The sequence below is a fragment of the Polaribacter sp. PL03 genome, from assembly GCF_033875165.1.
Lineage (GTDB): Bacteria > Bacteroidota > Bacteroidia > Flavobacteriales > Flavobacteriaceae > Polaribacter.
Genome location: NZ_JAWZSV010000005.1, coordinates 159583 through 183848, shown reverse-complemented (window position 1 = coordinate 183848; position 24266 = coordinate 159583). Strand labels below are relative to the sequence as shown.

At 30.2% G+C, this 24266-nt stretch carries 19 protein-coding genes and 1 riboswitch; of the genes, 6 read left to right on the top strand and 13 right to left on the bottom strand.

Annotation, left to right across the window (positions count from 1 at the left end; translation table 11 throughout):
* Positions 1-9: 9 nt before the first annotated feature.
* The 10 genes from cobA to SHK09_RS11950 form a co-directional block, all read right to left on the bottom strand.
* Entirely contained in the window at positions 10-780 is a 771-nt protein-coding gene (cobA, locus tag SHK09_RS11995; protein ID WP_319811025.1) for a uroporphyrinogen-III C-methyltransferase, read from the bottom strand.
* Between the two features lie 17 nt (positions 781-797).
* Entirely contained in the window at positions 798-2891 is a 2094-nt protein-coding gene (locus SHK09_RS11990) for a HEPN domain-containing protein (protein ID WP_319811024.1), read from the bottom strand.
* A 28-nt stretch (positions 2892-2919) separates the two neighbouring features.
* Entirely contained in the window at positions 2920-4167 is a 1248-nt protein-coding gene (locus tag SHK09_RS11985) for a sulfate adenylyltransferase subunit 1 (protein WP_319811023.1), read from the bottom strand.
* Positions 4168-4358: 191 nt separating this feature from the next.
* Entirely contained in the window at positions 4359-5264 is a 906-nt protein-coding gene (gene cysD / locus SHK09_RS11980; RefSeq protein WP_319811022.1) for a sulfate adenylyltransferase subunit CysD, read from the bottom strand.
* Positions 5265-5275: 11 nt separating this feature from the next.
* Positions 5276-5902 (bottom strand): phosphoadenosine phosphosulfate reductase family protein, encoded by a 627-nt coding sequence (locus SHK09_RS11975; protein WP_413774280.1) that lies wholly within the window; start codon positions 5900-5902, stop codon positions 5276-5278.
* Entirely contained in the window at positions 5890-6153 is a 264-nt protein-coding gene (locus tag SHK09_RS11970; protein WP_319811021.1) for a DUF2061 domain-containing protein, read from the bottom strand. Before SHK09_RS11970 ends, SHK09_RS11975 begins: the two co-directional genes overlap by 13 nt.
* A gap of 219 nt (positions 6154-6372) precedes the next feature.
* Positions 6373-6786, bottom strand: a complete 414-nt coding sequence (locus SHK09_RS11965; RefSeq protein WP_319811020.1) for an Rrf2 family transcriptional regulator — start codon at positions 6784-6786, stop codon at positions 6373-6375.
* A 29-nt stretch (positions 6787-6815) separates the two neighbouring features.
* On the bottom strand, positions 6816-7982 hold the full coding sequence (locus tag SHK09_RS11960) for an O-succinylhomoserine sulfhydrylase (protein WP_319811019.1): 1167 nt from the start codon (positions 7980-7982) through the stop codon (positions 6816-6818).
* 66 nt (positions 7983-8048) lie between these two features.
* On the bottom strand, positions 8049-11450 hold the full coding sequence (gene thrA / locus SHK09_RS11955; protein ID WP_319811018.1) for a bifunctional aspartate kinase/homoserine dehydrogenase I: 3402 nt from the start codon (positions 11448-11450) through the stop codon (positions 8049-8051).
* A gap of 96 nt (positions 11451-11546) precedes the next feature.
* The gene (locus SHK09_RS11950) at positions 11547-12821 is read right to left on the bottom strand and encodes an O-acetylhomoserine aminocarboxypropyltransferase/cysteine synthase family protein (protein ID WP_319811017.1); all 1275 of its coding nucleotides are present in this window, start codon (positions 12819-12821) and stop codon (positions 11547-11549) included.
* Positions 12822-12944: 123 nt separating this feature from the next.
* Positions 12945-13055, bottom strand: a riboswitch (SAM riboswitch).
* Between the two features lie 363 nt (positions 13056-13418).
* Between SHK09_RS11950 and metK the strand changes: the two genes are divergently transcribed.
* The 4 genes from metK (at position 13419) to SHK09_RS11930 (ending at position 20009) form a co-directional block, all read left to right on the top strand.
* Positions 13419-14675, top strand: a complete 1257-nt coding sequence (gene metK / locus SHK09_RS11945) for a methionine adenosyltransferase (RefSeq protein WP_319811016.1) — start codon at positions 13419-13421, stop codon at positions 14673-14675.
* Between the two features lie 160 nt (positions 14676-14835).
* On the top strand, positions 14836-17310 hold the full coding sequence (locus SHK09_RS11940) for a zinc-dependent metalloprotease (RefSeq protein WP_319811015.1): 2475 nt from the start codon (positions 14836-14838) through the stop codon (positions 17308-17310).
* Positions 17311-17393: 83 nt separating this feature from the next.
* Positions 17394-18977 (top strand): carboxypeptidase-like regulatory domain-containing protein, encoded by a 1584-nt coding sequence (locus SHK09_RS11935; RefSeq protein ID WP_319811014.1) that lies wholly within the window; start codon positions 17394-17396, stop codon positions 18975-18977.
* A 78-nt stretch (positions 18978-19055) separates the two neighbouring features.
* Positions 19056-20009, top strand: a complete 954-nt coding sequence (locus SHK09_RS11930; protein ID WP_319811013.1) for a tRNA-dihydrouridine synthase family protein — start codon at positions 19056-19058, stop codon at positions 20007-20009.
* Positions 20010-20044: 35 nt separating this feature from the next.
* Here SHK09_RS11930 and SHK09_RS11925 read toward each other — a convergent pair whose 3' ends face one another.
* A complete protein-coding gene (locus SHK09_RS11925; protein WP_319811012.1) occupies positions 20045-21700 on the bottom strand; it encodes a mechanosensitive ion channel family protein in 1656 nt (551 codons plus the stop codon).
* Positions 21701-21787: 87 nt separating this feature from the next.
* On the opposite strand from SHK09_RS11925, the gene SHK09_RS11920 reads away from it, so the two are divergent.
* Both SHK09_RS11920 and SHK09_RS11915 read left to right on the top strand, forming a co-directional pair.
* Positions 21788-22189, top strand: a complete 402-nt coding sequence (locus tag SHK09_RS11920; protein WP_319811011.1) for a hypothetical protein — start codon at positions 21788-21790, stop codon at positions 22187-22189.
* A 189-nt stretch (positions 22190-22378) separates the two neighbouring features.
* Positions 22379-22828, top strand: coding sequence for a hypothetical protein (locus SHK09_RS11915; protein ID WP_319811010.1), 450 nt, complete (start codon positions 22379-22381; stop codon positions 22826-22828).
* A 182-nt stretch (positions 22829-23010) separates the two neighbouring features.
* Here the strand turns inward: SHK09_RS11915 and SHK09_RS11910 are convergent, their stop codons facing one another.
* Both SHK09_RS11910 and SHK09_RS11905 read right to left on the bottom strand, forming a co-directional pair.
* Positions 23011-23526 (bottom strand): gamma carbonic anhydrase family protein, encoded by a 516-nt coding sequence (locus SHK09_RS11910; protein WP_319811009.1) that lies wholly within the window; start codon positions 23524-23526, stop codon positions 23011-23013.
* 7 nt (positions 23527-23533) lie between these two features.
* Positions 23534-24265 (bottom strand): LytTR family DNA-binding domain-containing protein, encoded by a 732-nt coding sequence (locus SHK09_RS11905; RefSeq protein ID WP_319811008.1) that lies wholly within the window; start codon positions 24263-24265, stop codon positions 23534-23536.
* Position 24266: the final 1 nt, after the last annotated feature.

Sequence of the window (24266 nt, the reverse complement as noted above, 5' to 3'; positions counted from 1 at the left end):
CAGAATAAATTAATCTATTACTTCTTTAGAATATTCTCTTTTAACGTTTGCAAAAGATTCTCTGTGCGTTACAACTTCTCCTAAAATAATAATTGCAGGATTGCTTAACTCATTCTCTTCTACAACATCTAAAATTGTATCTACAGTACCAATTCCTACTTTTTCATTACTTCTTGTTCCGTTTTGAATAATTGCAACTGGTAAATTATTTTTATTTTCTTGTTGAAACAATTTTACAATCTCCGCTAATTTACCCATTCCCATTAAAACTACAACTGTCGCATTCGATTTTGCTGCAAGTGCAACATCATTAGATAGTTTATGCTCTTTTGTAGTTCCTGTAATTACCCAGAAACTTTCTGCGCTTCCACGTTTTGTAACAGGAATGTTTTGATATGCAGGAACCGCTAGTGAAGAAGAAATACCAGGAACCATAGCCGTTTCTATTCCAAAACTTGCTGCAAATTCCATTTCTTCTGCACCTCTACCAAAAATAAAAGGATCTCCACCTTTTAGGCGAACTACATGTCCGTTAGATTTTGCTCGAGCAACAATTAACTCATTAATTTGTTCTTGCTGATACTTATAACAACCTCTTCGTTTTCCAACAAAAATTTGTTCTGCTTCTGGATTAATATAAGACAACAGCTCTTCATTTACCAAAGCATCGTATAAAACTACATCTGCAATTTTTAAGACTTTAACTGCTTTTACTGTAATTAAATCTACATCTCCAGGGCCAGCACCTACAACTGTTAACTTTGGTTTTTTAAAACTCATCTTTTTCTTTTAATAGCTTATTTTGCAACTGCAGTTTCTGCCTCTCTAAATGTTCTTACTTTTTGTAAAAACATACTTGCATCTTTAATATATTTATCAGCAAATTCTTTTGTTGGTGCAAATTTATTGATTTGATAAATCAAATCAGCAAAAGAAGTGCCTAAATCTATTTTTTCTGATGAAATAAATACAATATCGAATTGAGAAACAATACTTGCATGCGTATTTGTCTTCTTATCTACTGCTAATAATGATGCTTTTGCAGAATTAACGATAGATTGGTATGCGTAATAAATTGCTCCTGAATACACTCCGTTATCGAAAGCTTCATTTGCATTATCAATTTTTTCATCACTTTCTAAAAATAAAGTTGCAATTAAATCGATAACAACACCTGCACATTCCCCAATACCTATTTCTTTAACATATTTATCTTCTTCACCCCAATCTATAAAATCTTCTTGAGTTAAATTAGAAACATCTTGTAAATCATTTAAAAAATCGTAAAAATACTTTTCTCCTTTTTCTTTATAATAATGTACAAATTCCTTTCCACCTGCATTTGCTTCAAAATCATTTAAGATTCTTCTCATAGCTTCTGGAGCCCTTCTAACTGGCACTTTTACAACTTTATCTGCAAAAGCTCCGTTTCCGTTCCCTAAATTACCACCACCTAATAAAACTTGTAATGCTGGTGCTATTAATTTATCTGGTGTTCTTACAGTCATCCCTTGAAAACCAATGTTTGCCATATTGTGTTGGCCACAAGCATTCATACAGCCACTAATCTTAATAATAAGATCTTCGTTTTTTAAATACTGAGGATATTCTGCTGCTATTAATCTTTCTAATTCAACAGAAATACCTGTACTACTTGCAATACCTAAATTACACGTATCTGTACCAGGACAAGCTGTAATATCTACCGCTTTGTTATAACCTGCTTCTACAAAACCTAACTTTTCTAATTCTTGATAGAAAAGAGGAACTAAATCTTCTTTTACAAAAGGAATTACAATGTTTTGACGCAATGTTAAACGAACTTCTCCTGCTGCATATGTATCAACTAAATCGGCTAATAAGCGTGCTTTATCTGTATAAAAATCTCCTAATAAAACTTTAATTCCAATAGCAACATATCCTTCTTGTTTTTGTGGAATTAAATTGGTCGATTTCCACAGATTAAATGCTTCTTTATTTTTAATTGTTACCTCTGGAGCTTCTATTGAAACTGGCGTTGACGCAACATAACCATCTGCATCAATTGGAACTGTTTTTAATTCAATTGCATTTTGTTCTTCTTCTATTAATTTTCTAAAAGCTTCTAAACCGATATCTTTTAATAAGAATTTCATTCTTGCTTTGGCTCTACTTTTACGTTCACCATAACGATCGAAAACTCTTAAAACTCCTTCCATTACTGGAATAATTTTATCTGATGGTAAAAACTCGTATAAAGTTTCTGCATGTCTTGGTTGAGAACCTAAACCTCCTGCAACCATCACTTTAAAACCTCTTACGCCGTTTTCTATTTTAGCAATAAAACCTAAATCATGTAAATAAGACAATCCTGTATCTTCATCTGTCGAAGAAAAGGAAACCTTAAATTTACGTCCCATTTCTTGACAAATTGGGTTACGTAAAAAGAATTTATACAATGCATCTGCATACGGAGAAACATCAAAAGGCTCATCAACATCAATACCTGCTGTTTCAGAAGCAGTTACATTTCTAACAACATTACCACAAGCTTCTCTTAAGGTAACATCATCTCTTTCTAATTCTGCCCATAATTCTGGCGTTCTTTGTAAATCTACATAGTGAATTTGAATATCTTGACGTGTTGTAATGTGTAATCTTCCTCTAGAATACTCATCTGAAACTGCAGAAATTCTACGTAATTGATTACTCATTACTTTTCCATAAGGTAATTTAATACGAATCATTTGTACACCTTCTTGACGCTGACCGTAAACTCCTCTTGCTAAACGTAAACTTCTAAACTTTTCTTCGTCTATTTGTAGGTTATTAAATGCAGCAATTTTATCTGCTAATTCAATAATATCTCTTTCTACAATTGGATTTTCTATCTCTGTTTCAAAACTTTTCATTGTAAATATCTCTTTAAATTAAATAGGTTTATTTGATAAAACCTACTCCAACTGTATTGTTTGTTTTTGGATCAATCAAGATAAAAGATCCATTAGATTTATTGTCTTTATAAGAATCAACTAATAATGGTTTACTTAACTTTAATTGTATATCTCCTATTTGATTTAATACTAATTCTGATGGGTTTTCTTCAATACCAGAAAAATCTGTTTTAATAATACTAGACAATTGTGTGATTTTTGCTTGCGCATCATTTACACCATGCTTAATGTAATATTTTTGCGACGCTTGTAAAGGCTCTTTATCCATCCAACAAATAGTTGCATCTAAATGTTTTGCAATTGTTGGCTCTTCATCTACTTTTACCAACATATCTCCTCTACTTACATTTACATTATCTTCTAATGTAATTGTTACAGAGCTACCTCTTTTTGCTACTAAATATTCCTTATCGAAGAAATTGATACTTTTAATTCTAGATTTTGTTTGCGATGGTAACACAGTAACTTCATCTCCAACTGCTAAATCGCCACCGTAAATTTTACCAGCATATCCTCTAAAATCATGGTATTCTTCTGTTTTAGGTCTAATTACTGTTTGCACAGGAAAACGAACCTGAGAAGCATCTGCAATGTCTTCTGTATTTAAACTTTCTAAATGGTGCATTAATGTTTCTCCTTTATACCAAGGCATCTTTTCTGATGCTTTTACAACATTATCTCCTTGTAAAGCAGATAATGGAATGAAGGTTAAATTCTGACCTTTATACTCACTTTTACTTGCTAAATATTCAATTTCTCCTTTAATAGCATTATATTTTTCTTCAGAAAAATCAACTAAATCCATTTTATTTACAGCAATTACAACATCTTTAATTCTTAATAAATTATTGATAAAAAAATGACGATATGTTTGTTCTACTACTCCGTTTCTAGCATCTATTAAAACAATAGAAGCTTGCGCTGTAGAAGCACCAGTAACCATGTTTCTTGTATACTCTATATGACCTGGCGTATCTGCAATAATGAAACTTTTTGAAGGTGTAGAAAAATAAATATGTGCAACATCAATAGTAATTCCTTGTTCACGTTCTGCAACTAAACCATCGGTTGCTAAAGAAAAATCTAAATAATCGAAACCACGTTGTCTACTTTTTTCTTCTATTGCTTCTAACTTATCGTCTGTTAATGATTTTGTATCGTATAAAATACGACCAATTAAGGTACTCTTACCATCATCTACACTTCCTGCTGTTGCTATTTTTAGTACTTTCATTCTTATGAGCTGTTCGCTATTGGCCTTTGGCTTTTAGCTTAATTTGTATTCCTTTTTAATACTTACAAAAGTGTTTTAAATTCTGTAAGGTGTTTGCAAATAGTTGCGTTAGGGATTGAAACGACATCCTTTTTTTGATTTTTTTTCAAAAAAAGATATAGTGGAAAGCCTGTTAAAACGCCCAAAGTATTCTAAAAATACCCTTGTTGTTTGCGTTTCTCCATTGCTGCCTCAGAACGTTTGTCATCTATTCTTGCGCCTCTTTCTGAAATTGAAGAATCTCTAATTTCTTCTACAACTTTTGCAATATCGACTGCGTCGGATAAAACGGCTGCGGTACAACTCATATCTCCAACGGTTCTAAAACGAACCATTCTTTCTTCTACTAACTCTTCTTTATCTCTAAAAACAACTGCATCATCTGCAGACCAAATCATTCCGTCTCTTACAAATATTTTTCTTTTATGTGCAAAATAAATGGATGGAATTTCGATATTTTCTTTTTCTATATAAGACCAAACGTCTAATTCCGTCCAATTAGAAATTGGAAAAACACGTACATTCTGACCTAAATCTATTCGTCCGTTTAACATATCGAATACTTCTGGACGTTGGTTTTTCTCATCCCACTGACCAAAATCATCTCTTACAGAAAAGATTCTTTCTTTAGCTCTCGCTTTTTCTTCATCTCTTCTTGCGCCACCAATACATGCATCAAAACCAAATTCTTCGATAGCATCTAAAAGTGTTTCTGTTTGCAACATATTTCTACTTGCATATCTACCTGTTTCTTCTTTTACTCTACCAGAATCTATATTGTCTTGTACATTACGTACAATTAACTCGACACCTAATTCTTTTGCTAAGCGATCTCTAAATTCTATTGTTTCAGGAAAATTATGACCTGTATCAATATGCATTAAAGGGAAAGGAATTTTTGCTGGATAAAATGCTTTTTGTGCTAATCGCACTAAAGTTATACTGTCTTTTCCTCCAGAGAATAATAACACAGGTTTTTCGAATTGTGCTACTACTTCTCTAAATATATATATTGCTTCACTTTCTAAAGCATCTACTTGTATTGTTCTTTGATTCATAATCATGTCTTTTAGATATGTAAACCACATTCTCTATTACTTTCTACTTTTGTAGGATCGAAATATGTAAACTCGTTTGGTAAATTATATTGTTCTAAATAAGTGTCTAAATCTTCGTCTGACCAATGATAAAACGGACTTACTTTTATGACACCGTCTTTACTTTTAGAAACAATACCTATACTGTCTCTAAAAGCAGTTTGTCCTTTTCTTAAGTTTGTAAACCAAACATCTGGTTGGTGTTCTTTCATAGCTCTAGAAAAAGGTTCTAACTTAACTTGTTCTGTAAACAAAATATGTTTTGGGTCTTCTACAGAAGGAACTCCTAAAACAACATTTCTATGAGCTGTAGTTTGTTTTGGTGTATATAAATAAATGTTTAAACTTAGTTTTTCTATAATTTCTTCTGCATGTTTATAGGTCTGCACAGTATTATAACCGGTATCGCACCAAATAACTTTAATATCTTTTTCTACCTCTGCAACTGCATTTAAAATAGCAACTTCATAAGGTCTAAAGTTAGTTGTAACCAAAGGTTTCTTTGCAATAGAAATTGCCCAAGTAATTATTTCTGAAGGACTTTTATCTTCTAACTGCTTATTTATTTCTTCTAAATTCATGTTCGTTATTTTCCCCATTTTATTTTATTCCAGATTCTCTCGTGAAAGAAATACAGTATTAATTTTGTTAAAAAATCTACGGATGCAATTGAGGTTGCTAATCCTATTTCTCCTGTTACAAAATAAGAAACGGCTAAAGTATCTAGCGTTCCTATCAATCTCCAACTAAGAGCTTTTATAACACTTCGTAAAGGTTTTTCAGAAGTTTTGTCTTCTTCAAAACCCTTACTTCGTGTTTTTTTACTAAAAATGATTTGGTTTAAAATCATAGTAATTAATTAATTCAAATACCCTACTCATTTAATAGGACATTGCAAACGTACATTAAATTTTATTACTTAGACTCTTAATATTACCAATACTTACCTTAACCCTATAGATTTAGTAGATTAATAAAAATGAAGTAATAATATTACGAATATGAAACCTATGTAAGGGTATCTTTAAAGAAAGTTTATTGGTAATAAAAAAGATTTAAAGCAAGTAACCTAACACTTACAAAGATCTGATAATGAAGTGTTTTTAAATATCTGAAGCGTATTATCGCGTACTTTAGTCATTAGACTATGAACTGCACAAGCATTTTCATCTGGGCAATCGTCACACTTTTCATAAAAATTTAAACTTACACAAGGAATCATAGAAATTGGACCTTCTAAAACTCTCATTACAGAAGTCATTTGTATTTCTGATGGTTCTTTTAATAAATAATAACCACCACCTTTTCCTTTTTTAGAGCCTAAAATTCCGTTTTTACGAAGTGTTAATAAAATACTTTCTAAGAATTTTAAAGAAATATTTTCACTTTTAGAAATAGTTGCGATAGAAACAGGAGTTTTGTTTTCCTGCTTTGCCAAATAGGTAAGCGCTTTAATTCCGTATTTTGTCTTTTTAGAAAGCATTAAACAAAATTACGGAATTTATAATTAGTTTATCCATTTAAAGCTTGTTCTAAATCTGTAATAATATCTGCTACATTTTCTAGACCTACAGAAACCCTTACTAAACCTTTAGTAATACCTACTTCTAACCTATCTTCTTCAGACAGTCTACCATGAGTTGTAGATGATGGATGTGTAACAATAGTTCTTGTATCTCCTAAATTAGCAGATAAGGAACACATTTTAATTCTATCTAAAAACTTTCTTCCAGCTTCAATTCCTCCTTTAATTTCGAAAGCAACAATATTACCACCTAATTTCATTTGGTTTTTAGCCACTTTATATTGAGGGTGCGATTTTAAAAATGGATACTTTACAAACTCAACACTACTTTGAGTTTCTAAAAATTCTGCAACTTTTAAAGCATTTTCTGCATGTCTTTCTACTCTAATAGCCAAAGTTTCTAAACTTTTAGATAAAACCCAAGCATTAAAAGGAGACATCGCTGGCCCAGTATTTCTTGCGAATAAATAAATTTCTCGCATTAATTCTTTATTACCAACAGTAACACCACCCAAAACTCTTCCTTGTCCGTCAATTAATTTTGTAGCAGAATGAATTACTAAATCTGCACCAAATTTAATTGGTTGCTGCACATAAGGTGTTGCAAAACAATTATCAACAATAAAAATTAGATTGTGTTTTTTAGCAATTTTACCTATTACTTCTAAATCTAAAATATCTACTGCTGGGTTTGTTGGTGTTTCTATGTATAAAATTTTTGTGTTTGGTTGAATTAGACTTTCTACTAAATCGACTTCATTTACTTTAAAATACGATGTTTCAATATTCCATTTTGGTAAGAATTTAGTAAACATACTGTGTGTAGAGCCAAAAACAGATCTACAAGAAACCACATGATCACCAGCATTTAACAAAGCGGCAAAGGTTGAAAAAATTGCAGACATACCAGTTGCAAAAGCATAACCAGCTTCTGCACCTTCCATTATAACAATTTTATCTACAAACTCTGTAGTATTTGGGTTTGTAAATCTGCTATATAAATTACGTTCTTTTTCTTCTGCAAACGAGGCTCTCATTTCTTCTGCATCATCAAAAACAAAACTAGATGTTAAATATAAAGGCGTAGAATGTTCTTGAAATTGAGATCTTTCTGTTTGATTTCTAATTGCTTCTGTTTCGAAATGTTTGCTCATCTTTTTTTTAATTATTAGTTATTTTTCATCGACTAAAATATTGTCTACTAAAAATTGAATATTCTTTTAATTATTATGTTTTGCTAACCTTAAAATATCACCAAAAACACCTCTTGCAGTAACACTTGCTCCTGCTCCTGCTCCTTGGATTACAATTGGTTGTTCTCCATAAGATTCTGTATAAATTTCAAAAATTGCATCAGATCCTTTTAGAGAACCTAAAGGCGTACTTTCTTGTGTAGAAACTAATTTAACTTCTAGGTTTCCTTTATTTTTAGATAAATCTCCACTTAATTCTCCAATATAACGTAAAACGTAATTTGGTTTTTGATTGTCTTTTAGAGTTTGATATTCTTCATTTAGCAATTCTAAATTACCTAAGAAATTATCTACAGAACCTCCTCTTAAGTTTTCTGGAATTAAATTTTTAATTTCAACCTCATCAAATTCATTTTCTAATTCTAACTCTCTTGCTAGAATTAATAATTTTCTAGCAACATCATTTCCTCCTAAATCTTCACGAGGATCTGGCTCTGTAAAACCTTTATCTATTGCCTCTTTTAATATTTCTGAAAAAGGAACATTACTTGCCGAAAAATTATTGAATAAATAACTTAAACTTCCAGAAAAAACACCTCTTATTTTGGTTATATTTTCTCCAGATTCATGTAATAATCTTATGGTATCTATTAAAGGTAAACCCGCACCAACATTTGTTTCGTACAAATATTGCTTTTTGTATTCTTTTAACTTTGCTCTTACTTCTTTGTAAAAGTCGAAAGACAATGTATTTGCAATTTTATTACAAGAAACCAAATCGAAACCAGCTTCTATAAAAGGTATATAATTACTTACAAATTTTACACTTGCTGTGTTGTCTACTGCAATTAAATTCTCGAAATGGTTTGCTTTAGCAAAAGATATAATGTCTGCTACATTTAAATTTTCTTTACCATTTTCTAACAAATTTTGTTTCCAATCTTTAGAAACTCCGTTTTTATTTAACAACACTTTTTTAGAGTTTGCAACTGCAAAAACATTCAATTGAATTTTTCTACGTTCTAAAACAGATTGTGTATTTTCTATAATTTGATCAATTAAAGTTCCGCCAACTAATCCTTTACCAAAAACTGCAATGTTTATTTTTTTGGTAACACCAAAAACCTGACCATGAATTACATTTACTGCTTTATGCAACTGATCTTTTCTTACCACCAAACTAACATTTTTACCTGTTACCGTATTATTAAACAAAACAGGTACAATTTGGTTTTTAATTAAGGCATTATATGGGTGATGAAATTCACTTAAATCTTGACCAATAATAGAAATTACAGCCACATTATTTACAATAGAAATATGATTTACATCTTGTGAGTAAAAATCATTTTCGAATTCTCTTTCTAAAGCCGTAACTGCTTCTTGTGCTTTATCTGCATTTATAATCAGCCCAATTCCTCTTTCCGAAGAACCTTGTGCAATAATACTTATACTAATATTACGATCACTTAAGGTTTTAAATATACGTGCATCAACACCAACTTTTCCTAACAAACCTCTACCTTCAAAATTTAATAAGGCAACATTATCTATTGTAGAAATAGATTTAATTCCTTTTGTAGATGATTCTGCAGTAATTAAAGTCCCTTTATCTTCTTTATTAAAAGTGTTTAAAATTCGAAGATTAATATTTTTCTCTAATAACGGAATAATGGTTTTTGCATGTAGAATGGTTGCACCAAAATTTGCCAACTCATTGGCTTCAGAAAAAGAAAGTTGTTCTATTTTTTTAGCATCTGTAACTAAGTCTGGGTTTGCCGTAAAAATACCACTAACATGTGTGTAATTTTGCAACTCTTCTGCGTCTAAATAATTTGCTAATAAAGCAGCTGTATAATTACTACCATTTCTACCTAAAGTAGTTGTTTCTCCTTTTATATTCGAAGAAATAAAACCAGTTACTACATTAACCTTGTTAATATTATTTTTAAAATAAGTAGTTACATTTTCTAATGAAATAGCATTTATAGGTTGTGCATTCCCAAAATTTTCATCTGTAATAATTAATTGTCTTGCATCTGTTGCATTTGCTTTAATATCATTTTTCTGCAGTAAACTTGTTAATACTTTTACAGATAACAACTCTCCTTGTGCTAAAACCTCATCTTTAATTTTAACACTATAATCACCTAATAGAGAAACACCTTCGAAAATAGTTTCTAACGTAGAAAATTCTTTTGTTAAATCTACTTCTTTATTAGGTGCTAATTGATATTCTTTAAAGTCTTCAAATGCAGTTTTATATGCTGTTTTTGCAGCAGCCTTGTCTAAAATAGCTTCTAAATGATCTGTAGTATTTCCTCTTGCAGAAGCTACAACCGTTATTTTTTCGCCGTTCTTATGTTTATTGATAATAATTTCTAAAGCACTTTCAATTCCTTTTCCGTTTGCTAAAGACTTTCCTCCAAATTTTAATATTTTCATTTTTTTTGCTCTATAATCTTTATTGAAAATAGGTTCTATTATTTTCTGAAGTTGGTCATATTCCATTAAAAATGCATCATGACCGTGCACAGAATTTATTTCGTTATACGTAACATTTTCTTTAGTTAATGCTAACTTTTTATGTGTTTCTCTGTTTTCTTCCGCAGTAAAAAACAAATCTGAATCGACACCAATAATGTGAATATTAGCTTCTATTTGATCTAAAATTTCTATCTTTTTTTCGTCATATCTAGTAACGTCAATTGTTTTTAATAATTGATTCATTAGTTTATAAGAAGACAATTGGTAACGTTCCTGCAACTTTTTGCCATGATGTAACAACCAACTTTCTACATTAAAAATAGTAGAATCTTCTTTTTTAGAACGATGAAAGCGTTCTTTAAACGAAGATGGTGTTCTGTAACATAACATTGCATGCATTCTTGCATCATGCACAGGGTTACTAGAATTTACTAAAAACTGTTCTTGAATTTGGCAATTTGCAATTAACCAATCTGTAGATTTCCAATCTGTTGCTATTGGTAAAAAATGTTTGGTTCTTTTAGTATCTAAAACCATCATTTCCCATGCAATTCCACCTCCTAAAGAACCACCAATTAATGCAAATAATTGTGTTATTTTTAATTGATTTAATCCTTCGAGAAAGATTCTTGCTACGTCTCTTGCTATAAAATCTTTATAATTTTCTATTAAAAAACCATCAAAACCATTTCCTGGAATGTTGAAAGACAAAATAGTATACACATTTGTATCTATTGCTTTTTCACTACCAACAATATCTTGCCACCAACCATTTTTACCTGCAACATCACTATTACCTGTTAATGCATGATTAATTAAAATAATAGGAACATCTCCTAGTTCTTTTCCAAAAACTTGGTAACTTAAATTCATTTCAGAAATAAAAGCACCAAGTTCTGTGGTGAAGTTTTTAATTTTTATATGTTGTAATTTGTTTTCCAATTATTGGCTAAATTTTAATTGTTGCCTGCTCAAGCGTAAGTTCGTCAATACAAAAGGTAAAAGTAACTTTCGACAATGCTAGAGAAGACGTACTTATTATATTTTTGAAAAAGCTTCTTTTAAATCTACTTTTAAATCTTCTAAATCTTCAATACCAACAGATAGTCTAATTAAATCTTGAGAAACACCTGCACTTGCTTGTGCTTGTTCGTCTAATTGTTGATGTGTTGTACTTGCTGGATGAATAATTAACGATTTTGTATCTCCTATGTTTGCTAACAAAGAGAATAGTTTTGTGTTGTCTGCTATTTTTTTAGCAGCTTCAAAACCTTTTTTCGGTCCGAATGTTACAATACCACTTTGCCCTTTTGGTAAATACTTATCTGCTAAAGATTTGTATTTACTACTTTCTAAACCAGGGTAATTTACCCAAGCAACCTCCTCTTGTTGTTCTAACCATTTTGCCAATGCCAAAGCATTTGTAGAATGCTGTTTAATTCTAACAAGTAAAGTTTCTAAACCTTGAATGATGTTAAATGCGTTTGTTGGACTTAATGCTCCACCAAAATCACGTAATCCTTCTAAAATTAATTTAAAAGTGTAAGACGCTGCACCTAAAGTTTCGTAATATTTTAAACCATGGTAACCTGCAGAAGGTTCTGTAAATTCTGGAAACTTACCATTAGCCCAATTAAAAGTACCTGCATCTACTATTGCGCCACCTAAAGACGTTCCTTGGCCACCAATGTATTTTGTTAAAGAGTGAATTACAATATCTGCACCATGTTTAATAGGATTTAATAAAACAGGTGTTGCAACAGTATTATCTACAATAAAAGGAACTTCTGCTTCTTTAGCATGCACAGAAATTGCTTCTAAATCTAATACATCTAATTTGGGGTTTCCTAAAGATTCTACAAAAAACGCTCTTGTGTTTTCTTGTACAGCTTCTCCAAAATTATTAGCATCTGATGCATCTACAAATGTAGTTGTAATACCAAATCTTGGTAAAGTAACACTTAATAAATTGTAAGTACCACCGTATAAACTGCTAGAAGCAACAATATGATCTCCTGCTTTTAAAAGTGTTAATAAGCCCGTAGAAATTGCTGCGGTTCCAGATGCGAAAACTACAGCTCCAATTCCTCCTTCTACTGCCGCTAAACGATCTTGTAAAATTTGATTTGTTGGGTTATTTAAACGTGTGTAAATAAAACCTAATTCTTTTAGAGAGAAAAGGTTTGAGGCATGCTCAGAATTATTAAAAACATACGATGATGTTTGATAAATAGGAACTGCTCTTGTACCTCCGTTTTTAGTTACGTCGTGTCCTGCATGCAACGCGTTGGTTGCTAATTTTAATGTACTCATTTTTCTATTTTTTTTGAGTTAATAAATAAACAAAAAAGTCAAATGCACCAATTTTCGATTGATGTACTTACTAGAAAAATGTTATTAAGAAAATAGGACTTTCCAGAACGGGAAAATTCTTTTTTGTTATCTATCCAAATAATAAATATTTAGGTAGAATGTAGCACCTTCTTTATTTCTAAAGGGTTGCTAAGGCTTCATTGGGTCTAATCCCTCTGCCTTTCTTGATAACATTTCGATAAGTTATTGAACTTTGTGAGTGCAAATATATGCTCGTAAAAATTTAATATCCAAATAAAACAGTGTTTTTTTTTATTTAATATTGATTTCGCATTTTAAGCAACGTCGAATTATTTATTCTGTAAAAACATCAATCTTAAACCTTTAAAAATGTTTTATCAATGATGCTATCACAAATAATTATCGTTAAAAATGTAGGTGATGTAATTTTATAGTGTAGATTTGCAATCTAATTAAGAGGAAAAATTTGAACTGATTGCAACCTCATTAAAAAAATGCTAAAGCAGTAATTATCTACTTCTTTTAGCGACTACGCAATCAAATTAATTTACCTCCAACATTTAAAAGAAGAATACTATGTCATATTTATTTACCTCAGAAAGTGTTTCTGAAGGACACCCAGATAAAGTTGCAGATCAAATTTCTGATGCTTTAATTGATAATTTTTTAGCGTTTGATAAGAACAGTAAAGTTGCTTGTGAAACCTTAGTTACAACTGGTCAAGTAATTTTAGCTGGTGAAGTAAAATCTAAAACATATTTAGATGTTCAGCAAATTGCTAGAGACGTAATTAATAAAATTGGATACACAAAAAGTGCTTATATGTTCGATGGAAATTCTTGTGGAGTTTTATCTGCAATTCACGAACAATCACCAGATATTAACCAAGGAGTTGATAGGTCTAGCCCAGAAGAACAAGGTGCTGGAGATCAAGGAATGATGTTTGGTTATGCAACAGATGAAACAGAAAACTACATGCCTTTAGCATTAGAATTGTCTCACAGGTTGTTAATTGAATTGGCTGCTTTAAGAAGAGAAAACAAAGATATCGATTATTTAAGACCAGATGCAAAATCTCAGGTAACTATAGAATATTCAGACGATAATGTGCCACAAAGAATAGACGCTATTGTTATTTCTACACAACATGATGATTTTGATAAGTCTGATGATGTAATGTTAGCTAAAATTAAGAAAGATATCGTAGAAATTTTAATTCCTAGAGTTGTTGCTAAATTGCCTGCTCAGAATCAAAAATTATTTACAGATAATATTACATATCACATAAACCCAACAGGAGTTTTTGTTATTGGTGGACCTCATGGAGATACTGGTTTAACAGGAAGAAAAATTATTGTAGATACGTACGGAGGAAAAGGTGCACACGGTGGTGGTGCTTTCTCTGGAAAAGACCCTTCTAAAGTAGATAGATCTGGAGCATATGCAACAAGACATATTGCTAAAAATTTAGTTGCTGCAGGACTTTGTAAAGAAGTATTAGTACAAGTTTCTTATGCAATTGGTGTTGCTAAACCAACAAGTATTAATGTTGAAACTTACGGTACTGCAACTGTAGATTTAACAGATGGTGAAATTAGCAAAAAAGTAGAGGCTATTTTTGATATGCGCCCTTACTTTATAGAACAACGTTTAAAATTAAGAACACCAATTTATTCTGAAACTGCGGCTTATGGTCACATGGGAAGAACACCAGAAATAAAAACGGTTACCTTTTCTAACCCAATGGGAGAAACAGTTTCTGAAGAAGTAGAAACATTTACATGGGAAAAGTTAGATTATGTAGATACTGTTAAAGAAGCTTTTAAACTATAACTCTTTTAACTTCTATTAAAGGCCTTTAGAAATAACTCTAAAGGCCTTTTTTTTTGCTCAAACTTTAACACATCTAAAAAGTTCTCTTTAACATTTTTTTAAGAAACCTCAGATAATTCTTTATGTAACTTCGAAAATTATAATTTTAATCAAACTTATTATGACAAAAAAGATACTTACTAGACTATTACTAGTGGCTTTTGTTCTTGGTTTTTCAACAGAATCTTCTGCTCAACTTTGGAAGAAAAAGAAAAAAGAAGCTCCAAAAACAGCAACTAAACCAAAACCAAAGAAAGGTGGAATTCAGCCTTACAGTAAAGTGGTTACAAAAGATCACACAACAGATGAAGGTTTATTTAAAGTACACACAAAAGACGATTCTTACTTATTTGAAATACCAGATTCTCTTCTAAAAAGAGAAATGTTAATGGTAACAAGAATTGCAAAAACGGCTAGCGGAATTGGGTTTGGTGGAGCAAAAGCAAACACACAAGTATTACGTTGGGAGAAAAAAAACAAACAAATCTTATTAAGAGTTGTTTCTCATAGTGTAGTTGCAGACACAATTTTACCTGTACATGAAGCTGTTGTAAACTCTAACTTAGAGCCAATATTATTTTCTTTTCCTATAAAGGCATATAGTAAAGACTCTACAGCAACTGTAATAGATGCAACTTCTTTATTTTCTACAGATGTTAAGCCTTTAGGTTTCCCTGGTTATTATAGAAAAGCATATCAAGCTACAAGAATGGATAAAACTCGTTCTTATGTAGATAGAGTAAGTAGTTACCCAAGAAATATAGAAGTAAGACATATAAAAACTTATTTTGCAAACAAAGCACCTTCTAATAGTGCTGTTGGTTCTATTACTTTAGAAATGAGTAATTCTATGGTTTTATTACCTAAAGTACCTATGAAACGTAGATATTTTGATGAACGTGTTGGTTGGTTTGCTAGAGGACAAACTGATTACGGTTTAGATGCTCAAAAAAGTAAAAGAGTTGCATATTTAGATAGATATCGTTTAGAAGTTAAAGATGAAGATATCGAGAAATTTAATAGAGGTGAATTGGTTGAACCTAAAAAACAAATTGTTTATTATGTAGATAGAGCAACACCAAAAGAATGGGTTCCTTTTATTATACAAGGTGTAAACGATTGGCAAGTAGCTTTTGAAGCTGCTGGTTTTAAGAATGCTATTGTTGGTAAAATGGCACCTACTGTAGAAGAAGACCCAGAGTATAGCCCAGAAGATGTGCGTTATTCTGTTATTAGATATTTAGCTTCTCCTATTCCTAATGCAAACGGACCTCACGTTAGTGATCCTAGATCTGGAGAGATTTTAGAATCTGACATTAACTGGTACCATAATGTAATGACTTTATTACACAACTGGTACTTTATTCAAACAGCAGCTATTAACCCAGATGCAAGAGGAAATAACTTTAAGACAGAAACAATGGGACGTTTAATTCGTTTTGTTTCTTCTCATGAATTAGGTCACACTTTAGGATTACCTCACAACATGGGAAGTTCTGCTGCTTATTCTGTAGATTCTTTGCGTTCTGCTAGTTTTACTTCAAAATACGGTACAGCTCCTTCTATAATGGATTATGCTCGTTTTAATTACGTAGCACAACCAGAAGATAAAGGTGTTGCATTAATGCCAAATATTGGTACATATGATAAATATTCAATTTCTTGGGGTTATAGACCTATTTTAGGTAAAACGGCTAAAGAAGAAAAGCCTGTTTTAGATTCTTGGATTTTAAAGCATGCTGGTGATGCTAACTACCGTTTTGGTCGTCAGCAATTTGGTGTTGTAGATCCTAGTTCTCAAACAGAAGATTTAGGTGACGATGCTGTAAAAGCTAGTGAATATGGAATTAAAAATCTTAAGAGAATTTTACCTAGATTAGAAGAATGGACTTCTGAAAAAGGTGAAAATTATGATGACATGGGAACTATGTATGGTCAATTAACTGGTCAATTTGCTCGTTATATGGGTCATGTTTCTTCTAACATTGGTGGTATCTATGAAGATTATAAAACAACAGACCAAGAAGGTGCTGTTTATACTCATGTAGATAAAGCACGCCAGAAAGAATCTTTAGATTTTGTTATTAGACAATTATTTAAAACACCAACTTGGATGTTAGATAAAGATCTTTTTTCTAAAATACAATCTAGTGGTGCAATAGAAAACATTAGATCTCTACAAGTAAGAACTTTAAACGGAGTTTTAAGTACTAGTAGAATGGCACGTATGATTGAAAACGAAACATTAAACGGTACAAAAGCTTATAACTTAGTATCTATGTTTTCTGATTTAAGAAAAGGTGTTTGGTCTGAATTATATAATGGTAGAAGTATTGACACTTATAGAAGAAATTTACAAAAAGCGCACGTAGAGCGTTTAGACTATTTATTAAATAGCGCTAAAAATGAAAGAGGTCGTTTTGGATCTGCTTCTGTAAACGTTGGTCAGTCTGATATTAAATCTTTTGCAAGAGGTGAATTAACTAGATTAAAAAGAGATGTTAAATCTGCAGCTTCAAAAGCTTCTAATACTACTTCTCGTTATCACTTACAGGATGTTTTAGCTAGAATTAATGTAGCTTTAGACCCTAAATAACAACAAAAAAACTGTTGTAAATATTATAAAAACCACGTCTTTTGGCGTGGTTTTTGCTTTTTAAAGAATGTAAACCTTCTATTTTGAAAAAAACATTTAGTGCTTTTTTAATACTGTTTTTTATAAGTGCATTTACTTTCTCTCAAGAAAAATTTTCTTGTAGCGTATTAGATGCTTCCACTAAAAAACCTATTGTATATGCCACTGTTATGCTAAAAAAAATAAACAGAGGCACACATGCAGATTTTAACGGAAATTTTGAAATACCAATAAGACACAAAAAAAACGGAATTATTAAAATATCTTCTATTGGGTATAAAACAAAGGAAGTAAAATTATCTCAATTAAATAATAACGCAGTAAATATCATTTATCTATCAATTGCTAAAAATAGTTTGGCAGAGGTTGTTATTACCACTTCAAAAAAGAAAAAAAGAAATCTTTTAGGTATAGAAATTGTTAGAAAATCAATTAAAAACATTCTAGAAAATTATCCAACAAACGCACATTCTTATATTGGTTATTATAGAGATTACCAACAACCTATTGGCAAATCTTATCAGAATTTAATAAAATCGAAAGAAAAAATAAAATATTTAAATGTACATGAAGCAATAATAGAATCTTTTGATAATGGTTTTGATAGCGATAAATTAAAAGGTGCAAAAAATCAATCTTTATTATATAATTACAGAACCAATAACAAATTTATACAAGACAGTACACTTACAATACCTTATGATAATAAAAGTAAAAAATACTCTGAAAGCGTTTATATAAGCCCTTTAGGTGGTAACGAATTAAATATATTAGATTTAACAAATGCACTTAGAAACCATGATAAGATGTCTTTTTCTTTTAGCAATATTTTTAGAAGAGATTTTATACGGAATCATAAGTTTAAGGTAAAAAAAGTTCTTTTTTCTGATGACATTCCGTTATATCAAATCTCCTTTTCTTCTATTCAAGATAAAACCAGTTACGAATATGTAGCCTACGGAAGTATTTACATCTCTAAACAAGATTTTGCAATTCATAAATTTAATTACAATCTTTATTACAGAAACAAAAAAAATCCTCAGTATGCTGTTACTATAGAATACAGACCAAGAAAAGATAAAATGTACTTAAACTACATCACATTTAATAATTTCTTTGAAGCAAACAGTGGTAATTATTTTAAAATTGATAAGACAATTTTTAACGCTACAAAAAACACATTTCAAATTTCATTTAATAGACCTGTTAATTTAAATAGTATAGAACCTTTTAGAAAAAATTTTAAAATTTATTATAAAAATGAAAAACTAAAAATTACTGCTATAAACCCAACAAATAAAACAAATAGAACATTTACAATTAAGGTAGACAAAGAAGCTATTGCAAAAATAAATACTAAAAAGAAGAATTTAAATTATGCTTCTTACTTTACATTCGATATTACAAATGTGAAAGATATTAATGGTTTTAAAATTGATGAAAGAGCTAGTTTAAAAATGAATCAATACAGAGAGTTTTTTGTTCAAGAAACCTTTGAAAATAAAGAATTACCAACTAATAAACGTTTTATAGATAAAAATATGCCATTATCTAAATCTTCAATAATACCTTTAAAATTAGAAAACAACTATTGGCTAAATACACCTCTAAAATCTAGAAAGAACTAGTATTTATTTTTATTCAAGTTGTTATTTATTTCTCCAATACTTTAAAAAGTACGCTATATTTGCAGCATAATTTTTCTTATGAGTCATACATTGTTATCATCTCCTTTACAGGGGTTTACAGATTATAAATTCAGAAATGCATTCAATCATTTCTTTGGTGGAATAGACACTTTTTATTCACCTTATATTAGATTGAATGGTAAAATGGTGATTAAAAACTCGTATCAAAGAGATATTCTATTAGAAAATAACACAACATTAGAAGTAATTCCGCAAATTATTACCAATGATGTAGAAGAATTTTTATTCGTCTCTAAATACGTTAGAGAATTAGGTTACAAAGAATTAAACTGGAATTTGGGTTGCCCTTATCCAATGGTTACAAAACGAGGAATGGGTTCTGGGTTAATTGCAGATCCAGAAAAAATAAATAACATTCTTCATAAAATTCATAATGAATCTGATATTCTTGTTTCTATGAAAATGAGAATGGGTTATGACACGCCAGAAGAAATTTTAGACGTTTTACCAATTCTAGATAATTACCCTTTAAAGAATATTGCAATTCATGCAAGAATAGGAAAACAACTTTATAAAGGCGGTACAAATTTAGAAGCTTTTCAAAAATGTTTAGATAACAGTAAACATAAAATGTATTATAATGGTGATATTACTTCTGTTGCAGCATTTAAAAAACTAGAAGAACGTTTTACTACAATAGATCATTGGATGATTGGACGTGGCTTAATTGCAGATCCTTTTTTGCCAAGTATGATTAAAGATAATACTACAGAATACCCTAAAAACAGGTATGATATTTTTAACGAGTTTCACGATCGTATTTATAAAGAATATGATGCAGCTCTTTCTGGCCCAACACCTATAAAAATGAAAATGCTTGGTTTTTGGGAATACTTTTCTAAAAGTTTTGCAAACCCACAGAAAACTTATAAAAAAATTAAGAAAGCACAAAGTGCAAAAAACTACATTATTGCAGTTAATGAAATTTTTAAAGAAGCTAAAAACAACTAACTTTTAGCTTCTTTAAAAATTAAACAGTATTAATTTTAAGCGTTATCACGCTTAGTTTCTAACGAAGAATCTTCTATTTTAAATTCTTCTAAAACTTTAGTTATTGCACCGCTTATTCTTTCTTTATCTATATTGTATTTAGGATTCATTCCTTCTTTCTCTGGAAAATTTTCGATAGTAACAGTTGTAGAAGGAAAAGCAAAATCTACTCCTAATTCTTTTGCTAATTTTACAATTGCTATATGCAGTCTATGTTTAGAAGATTGCTCTATACCCCATGTTAAACTTTTAAAATAAACATTAACCATTACTAATAAAGCAGAATCGCCAAAACCAGTAAACTCTACGTTATAAGAGTCCGATCGTGTTTCTGGATGTGCAATTATAATTTCTCTCACTCCTTTTACAAAAGCTTCTATTAATTCTGGTGGCGTATCATAGCGCAAACCTAAATTGGTATTGTAACGTCTAAACAAACGCAAACCTTTGTTATTTATAACAATTTCAGACAGTTTACTATTAGGAATTTGATAAACAGAAGTATCTGCAGCACGAACACTTGTAGACCTAAAACCAACTTTTTCTACAGTACCTACAACTTCACCAGCTTCAATCCAATCTTCTATATGAAAAGGTTTGTCTAGAAAAATCATAATAGTACCTATTAAGTTTTTCACGGTGTCTTGAGATGCCAAAGCCACTGCTAAACCACCAATTGTTGCACCGGCTAAAATAGTTGTTGTATCTACACCAAACAATGCAATAAGCCTTAAAACACCTACTACTATTACCAAACCAACAAAGAAATTATGCAGTATTGGAGACAATTGATCGTCTAATCTATTATGAGTTTTTTCTGTAAAAACACTGTAGAATTTCATTAGAACATGTACCAAATTAATTAAAACATATGTCCAGAAAACTACTTCTGCAATATCTATAAATAAGAAAACCCAAGTATTGGTTTCTAAACTAAAATAAAGCGAAGGAAAAACACTATCTATAAATTTTATTGCTATCAATAAACTTAAAGGTCTTGCTAATTTCTTTAAGGATTGATCGAACGTTATGTCTGTATTTTTTGTTAATTTTTGTTGAATTTTATGTAACAAAACATAAGTTACTTTTCTAAAAATATAAAATAAGATGATTGCTATTAAAATAAAAACTACAACAGAAAACAGCTGCCAATATTCTACATTTAATATTTTTTTATGTCCAAATTCTGGAATAGCATCTTGTATTTTTTGAACATACCAAGGAAATACACTGCTATAAAGAGCATCTATTTTTTGCACAGTTTCAGATGAATAATACCATTTCTCTCCTATTTTCTCTACAGAAATCTCTGGCATTCTTTGTGGAAAAGGCGTATACCTATCATAAGAAGAATATCTAATAGTGTCTTTAAAGTTTGCATCTGTAGGTACCTTTGTAAAATCTACATACAAACCTTTACCATCTAAAACTTTCTTAATTCTTATTGCTTTTTTTATAGCTTCTTTTTCTGTTAGACCTAAAATTGTTTTTGCAGCTTTTTTAGGTTCATAAGAATCTGGCTGTAGAAAATACAGATGTGTATATAAGGTTGTATTAGGATTTTTTAAATCTACTATTACAGAATCCTTTTGTGCATTTTGTGCATTTGAAATGAATGACACTAAAAATAATAACCAAAATAATTTACGCATTACAAATATGTTAAATTGCCGTTAAACGAAATGCAAATTTAAACCTTTTCATTTTTTTAGAGTCAAAGAAGTATAAATAATAAAAAAATGAAAAAAATAATAAGCATATTCGTTTTAGTTTTAGCAGTAACATTTTCTGCACAAGCTCAAAAAAAAGGTAAAAAGGGTTCTCCTGAAAAACAAGTAGAAAGAACTTTAAAAAAATTATCTGCAGATTTAGAATTAACTAAAGTGCAGCAAAATGAAATTAAACCTTTGTTAGCTTTACAAATAGCAGACAGAAAGGAAATGGCTGCTAAAAGAAAGGCTTTAAAAGATACAGACAAAAAACCTTCTAAAGAAGAAAGAAAAATGATGAGAGAAGGAAGAGTTGCAAAAGAAGCAGAAATGAATAAAAAAATGAAAAGTATTTTAACTGAAAAACAGTTTGTAATATTTGAGAAAATGAACAAAGAGCGTAAAGGTAAAAACAGAAAAAAACAGCAATAAATTTACAGTAACTAATTTTTTGGGTTGATTGATTAGTTTATTGATAATTCTCAGGTTCTTAATTGAATCTGAGTTTTTTTTTGCTTAAAAATTAATCTTAAAATATTGTTAATTAGATACTTAAAATTAAACCTTTCTTATTTCTAAAAGTCTTAGTAGTATAAAATAATAACTTTAAAATTTAAAAAAATGAAAAAAATAGCAAGCATTTTAGTATTCGTATTAGCATTTACTTTTAATACACAAGCACAGAAAAAAAGAGATCATAAAGGACCTAAATTTACTGTAGAGCAACAAACGGAATTAATAGTAAAAAAAATGACGTTAGATTTAGATTTAACGAACAAACAACAAAGCCAAATTAAGCCTCTTCTTTTAGCTAAAATGGCAGAAAAGAAAGCTGCAATTATAAAAAGAAAAGAAGTTAGAAAAACAGATAAAAAACCTACTTCAGATGAACTTTTTGCTATGAAAAGCAAAATGTTAGATAACCAAATTGCTATGAGAAATAGAATGAAAGATATTTTAAACAAAGAGCAGTTTGATAAATTTGAAAGAATGCACAAAAAAAGAAAGATGCAAGGGAAAGAAAAAGGGAGAAAAGGTAGAGAAAGAAATAAAAGAAATGCTAAAAGATAATTTGATTGATTGATTTTTTTAAAACCCAATTTCTTAATTGAAATTGGGTTTTTTATATTTACAAATTGCGTTAGCGATTGAACGGCATGTTTGAGCTCTTTTTTGTTTTTCTCAAAAAAAGCGAGTAGTGAAAGCGCGACTTTTTACTGAAGAATGAAGTATAAAGTAACGCCCAAAAACTTTTACTCTTTAAACCAACCAGCATATTTTATGTAGTTATCTGCAATTCTATTTATTTCTCCAGAAATTAATTCTTGCGAAATATCTTTTACTTTTTTAGCAGGTACACCAGCATAAATACTTCCACTTTCTACATGCGTATTCTTGGTAATAACTGCGCCTGCGGCAATTATAGAGTTCGATTCTATTATACAATCGTCCATAACAATACTTCCCATACCAATTAAAACATTGTCTTTTATTGTGCAACCATGTACAATAGCATTGTGCCCAATAGATACATTATTACCAATAATTGTGGGAGATTTTAAATAGGTTGCGTGTATTACTGCGCCATCTTGTATATTTACTTTGTTTCCTATTTTTATGTAATGTACGTCTCCACGAATTACTGCATTAAACCATACAGAACATTCTTTACCTAACGAAACATCGCCAACAATTGTGGCATTTTCTGCTACATAACAATCTGTTGGTATTTGTGGGTGCTTACCGTTTACTGGTTTTATAATTGGCATATTTTTTTTATTTAAAATAAGATAATAAATTACTTTTTTGAGAGGCAGAAACTAAAATTTCTTTTCCGTTAGAAACAATTACGCTTCCTCCTTTTCCTTTTTTATATTTTATAATTGCATTAACATTTACCAGATAAGATTTATGAATTCTAGCAAATGTATAATCGCTTAAAGCTTGTTCGAAATATTTTAAAGTTTTACTTACTAATTTTTTCGAATTTGCTAAATGGATTTCGGTATAATTATCGTCTGCTTTACAGAAAACAATATCGTTAATATCTATAACTTCGAAACCATCTTGTTGCGGAATTGTAATTTTACCTGTTGCAGAAGTAGCTTTTGGCGATAAAATTTGATGTTGTAATTGTTGCTCTTTTTCTTTAATTTCGGTTACAATATTAACTGCTTTTATAAGTTCGTCTATAGAAATTGGTTTAAGTAAATAGTAACTTGCGTGGTTGTTTAATGCTTCTATTGCATATTGGTCATAGGCTGTTACAAAAACAGTTTCGAAGGTTCTATCTTTTACTTTTTCTAACAAATCGAACGCATTACCAAAAGGCATTTCTACATCTAAAAACACTAAATCTAAATGGTTCTTTTCAATTAAATTATAGCCTTCTTCTATGTTACTAGCTTCACCTACCAAAATTACATTTGGGCAGTATTTTACTAAATAATTACGAATAATATCTCTACTTATTTTCTCGTCTTCTACAATGATTGCTTTTAATTTCATC

Coding starts and splice junctions, on each gene's coding strand:
- metK (WP_319811016.1), top strand. CDS start 13,419: ATGTCATATTTATTTACCTCAGAAAGTGTTTCTGAAGGACACCCAGAT.
- SHK09_RS11975 (WP_413774280.1), bottom strand. CDS start 5,902: ATGGGGAAAATAACGAACATGAATTTAGAAGAAATAAATAAGCAGTTA.
- SHK09_RS11990 (WP_319811024.1), bottom strand. CDS start 2,891: ATGAAAAGTTTTGAAACAGAGATAGAAAATCCAATTGTAGAAAGAGAT.
- SHK09_RS11920 (WP_319811011.1), top strand. CDS start 21,788: ATGAAAAAAATAATAAGCATATTCGTTTTAGTTTTAGCAGTAACATTT.
- SHK09_RS11915 (WP_319811010.1), top strand. CDS start 22,379: ATGAAAAAAATAGCAAGCATTTTAGTATTCGTATTAGCATTTACTTTT.
- SHK09_RS11930 (WP_319811013.1), top strand. CDS start 19,056: ATGAGTCATACATTGTTATCATCTCCTTTACAGGGGTTTACAGATTAT.
- SHK09_RS11985 (WP_319811023.1), bottom strand. CDS start 4,167: ATGAAAGTACTAAAAATAGCAACAGCAGGAAGTGTAGATGATGGTAAG.
- SHK09_RS11910 (WP_319811009.1), bottom strand. CDS start 23,526: ATGCCAATTATAAAACCAGTAAACGGTAAGCACCCACAAATACCAACA.
- SHK09_RS11960 (WP_319811019.1), bottom strand. CDS start 7,982: ATGAGCAAACATTTCGAAACAGAAGCAATTAGAAATCAAACAGAAAGA.
- cysD (WP_319811022.1), bottom strand. CDS start 5,264: ATGAATCAAAGAACAATACAAGTAGATGCTTTAGAAAGTGAAGCAATA.
- SHK09_RS11940 (WP_319811015.1), top strand. CDS start 14,836: ATGACAAAAAAGATACTTACTAGACTATTACTAGTGGCTTTTGTTCTT.
- SHK09_RS11970 (WP_319811021.1), bottom strand. CDS start 6,153: ATGATTTTAAACCAAATCATTTTTAGTAAAAAAACACGAAGTAAGGGT.
- cobA (WP_319811025.1), bottom strand. CDS start 780: ATGAGTTTTAAAAAACCAAAGTTAACAGTTGTAGGTGCTGGCCCTGGA.
- SHK09_RS11925 (WP_319811012.1), bottom strand. CDS start 21,700: ATGCGTAAATTATTTTGGTTATTATTTTTAGTGTCATTCATTTCAAAT.
- SHK09_RS11965 (WP_319811020.1), bottom strand. CDS start 6,786: ATGCTTTCTAAAAAGACAAAATACGGAATTAAAGCGCTTACCTATTTG.
- SHK09_RS11950 (WP_319811017.1), bottom strand. CDS start 12,821: ATGAGTACATTAAAATTAGCAACCAACGCGTTGCATGCAGGACACGAC.
- SHK09_RS11905 (WP_319811008.1), bottom strand. CDS start 24,265: ATGAAATTAAAAGCAATCATTGTAGAAGACGAGAAAATAAGTAGAGAT.